The organism is Sphingobium sp. WR1 (assembly GCF_059693745.1).
Map to the genome: position 1 here is coordinate 1 of NZ_JCATID010000073.1, position 2320 is coordinate 2320.

Genomic DNA, 2320 nt, shown 5'->3' on the forward strand with positions numbered 1-2320 from the left:
CCATGACTGCAAGCCTTTCTCCATCACACTGGACACAGTTTACATGGACAGTTGTGGTATCGCTATTAACATAATTCCTATTATCGCACTTAGGCTATGTAGAGGCTGGAGTGCTTTCTCCAAGTCGCCCTGTGCAGTCCCGCGCAATATATTTTGTAACATTTCGCCGTTTGGAAGCGTCAGACGATCATTGTATGATAGCGTCTCGCGGGGTGTAGCTATCCATATGATTGCAAGCCAAACTCACAGATTTTCGGTGAGATTTTTTCTCGCCGTGCTGTGTTTCGCCTTGTCCGCGTCGCAGGGTGTGCCCAGCTCCTCAACCCCGCATATTGAAAATCTCCAAGATTATTTCACCCATTCTGAAATTGCGGATTGGGATGATGGATCTCGCGACTCTGAGCTTCCCTCAGCGGCACATCATCACAATCATCTGACTGCTGATCGCGCAAAGCATCCTGCTCTGACCGATACGACACCACGCTACAGTCAGATTGCGACGGTCTCTCAAAGCGCGGCCTTTACGGCTCAAGATCACTACAGCGAATTGATCCGACCGCCCGCGATTGTCTGACGGACGCGGCACGGTTGCCGCACTCCTTCTTCAACAAGGCTACCCCTGAGACCAGCGCCATGGCGCGGTCTGTATAGTGGTGCCTGTCGGGAGACGGATCACCGTATGATCGCATCGGCTAGGTCCAGACCCAGACAATGTGTCGGGACGTGGTGGAGGCGGCAGCAACGTGGATGACGGTGCCGACGTCATGGCATGTGACGCCATGAGCGATCGGCTATGGCTGAGAGCTATCCCTTCTCATGATTATTATTGGTTTCTGGTTCGCCGCCATCGCGGTGGCGAGCGTAGCAATCCCCTCTTCGCCTGATCTTGGTAAGGCGGGTGCACAGTGTCGCCCTAATGAGGACGGCCCCTCTTTCATCATTGACGTCGTGGGTTTGAAAGACCGCACGGGCTTGCTGAAGCTGGAGGTTTATCCAGCTAATGACCAAGATTTTCTTCAGGATGACAACATCCTGCTCTCCCAGGGCAAGGCGTTCCGCAGGCAGGAAGTTGCTCTTTCCGCCGACACCCCAACCCAATTGTGCATCCGAGTTCCAGCGCCTGGCGCTTATGCTGTCAGTTTGCTCCATGACCGGGATTCCAACCGGAAATTTGGCATCATGGTCGATGGTATCGGCTTTGGTCAGAACCCGAAAATCCGCTGGCGTAAGCCAAAGGCGCATGAGGCGATCCTGCATGCAGGTCGGCGGCCAAAGCGGTCCCGCATCATCCTCAATTATAGCCAAGGCTTCCTGTCCTTCGGCCCGATCGAGGAGCGCTGACATGCGTATTGTCGATGTTTGCGCCTTCTACTCGCCGCATGGGGGCGGTGTGAAAACCTATGTGCAGCATAAAATGCTCGCGGGTCCGCGCCTTGGACATGAGATCATCATTCTCGTCCCCGCCCTCAAGCCGGGCATTGAGGTGATAGGCCCTAATGCGAGGATTGAATATGTCGCCGGCAAGCGGTTTCCGCTTGATGGGCGCTACCATTATTTTCACGACGAATTAGCGCTGCATACCAAACTCGACGCTCTGAAGCCTGACCTGGTTGAGGCCTCGACGCCATGGAGCAGCGCCGCGATGGTGGCTCGCTGGCAGGCCGATGTCCCGCGAAGCCTCATTATGCACGCGGACCCGCTGGGCAATTACGCCTATCGCTGGTTCCGGGGAGTGGCTAGCCGTCAGGTAATCGATCGCGGGTTTGATTGGTTTTGGCAGCGCCTGCGCCGGCTTGACGAGCGGTTCGACCATATCGTTTGCGCCAGTATGGATTTGGCGCAGCGACTTCGTGAGGGCGGCCTGCATAATGTGGTTCTCAATCGCATGGGTGCCCAACCCGGCATTTTTTCTCCAGCCAAACGCGACCCTGATCTACGCAGGCGCCTCCTATCGCAATGTGATCTGGAAGAAGATGCCATTCTTTTGATCGGTGCTGGTCGCCATGCCCCTGAGAAGCGGTGGCCAATGATAGTCGACGCGGTGACGGCCTGCGGATACGATCGGGCCATTGGGCTTGTGATAGCAGGCGACGGTCGGGCGCGCGCTGCCGTAGTGAAAGCTGTGGCGGGAAATCCGCATATCAAGCTCATCCCACCGATACTGGGTCGCCAGGAGTTTGCTGCATTTCTGGCTAGTGGCGATGCCCTAGTTCATGGGAGCGAGTCCGAAACCTTCTGCATGATCGGTCGTGTCCCACGGGGTGGTGTAGGAAGGTTTCCCTGAGAGGGTGGCCACCGTCGATCTTCTGGTAGGGTTCGG

General features: G+C 56.2%; 3 protein-coding genes. All 3 read left to right on the plus strand.

Going from position 1 to position 2320, the window contains the following annotated elements; all coding sequences use genetic code 11:
- The first annotated feature begins 226 nt into the window (after positions 1-226).
- The 3 genes from AC58EF_RS28365 to AC58EF_RS28375 all read left to right on the plus strand — a co-directional run bounded on the left by AC58EF_RS28365 (position 227) and on the right by AC58EF_RS28375 (position 2284).
- Positions 227-574, plus strand: coding sequence for a hypothetical protein (locus tag AC58EF_RS28365; protein ID WP_497279692.1), 348 nt, complete (start codon positions 227-229; stop codon positions 572-574).
- A gap of 242 nt (positions 575-816) precedes the next feature.
- A complete protein-coding gene (locus AC58EF_RS28370) occupies positions 817-1341 on the plus strand; it encodes a DUF2141 domain-containing protein (protein ID WP_497279693.1) in 525 nt (174 codons plus the stop codon).
- A gap of 1 nt (position 1342) precedes the next feature.
- Entirely contained in the window at positions 1343-2284 is a 942-nt protein-coding gene (locus AC58EF_RS28375) for a glycosyltransferase (protein WP_497279694.1), read from the plus strand.
- Positions 2285-2320 lie beyond the last annotated feature (36 nt).

Coding starts and splice junctions, on each gene's coding strand:
- AC58EF_RS28375 (WP_497279694.1), top strand. CDS start 1,343: ATGCGTATTGTCGATGTTTGCGCCTTCTACTCGCCGCATGGGGGCGGT.
- AC58EF_RS28365 (WP_497279692.1), top strand. CDS start 227: ATGATTGCAAGCCAAACTCACAGATTTTCGGTGAGATTTTTTCTCGCC.
- AC58EF_RS28370 (WP_497279693.1), top strand. CDS start 817: ATGATTATTATTGGTTTCTGGTTCGCCGCCATCGCGGTGGCGAGCGTA.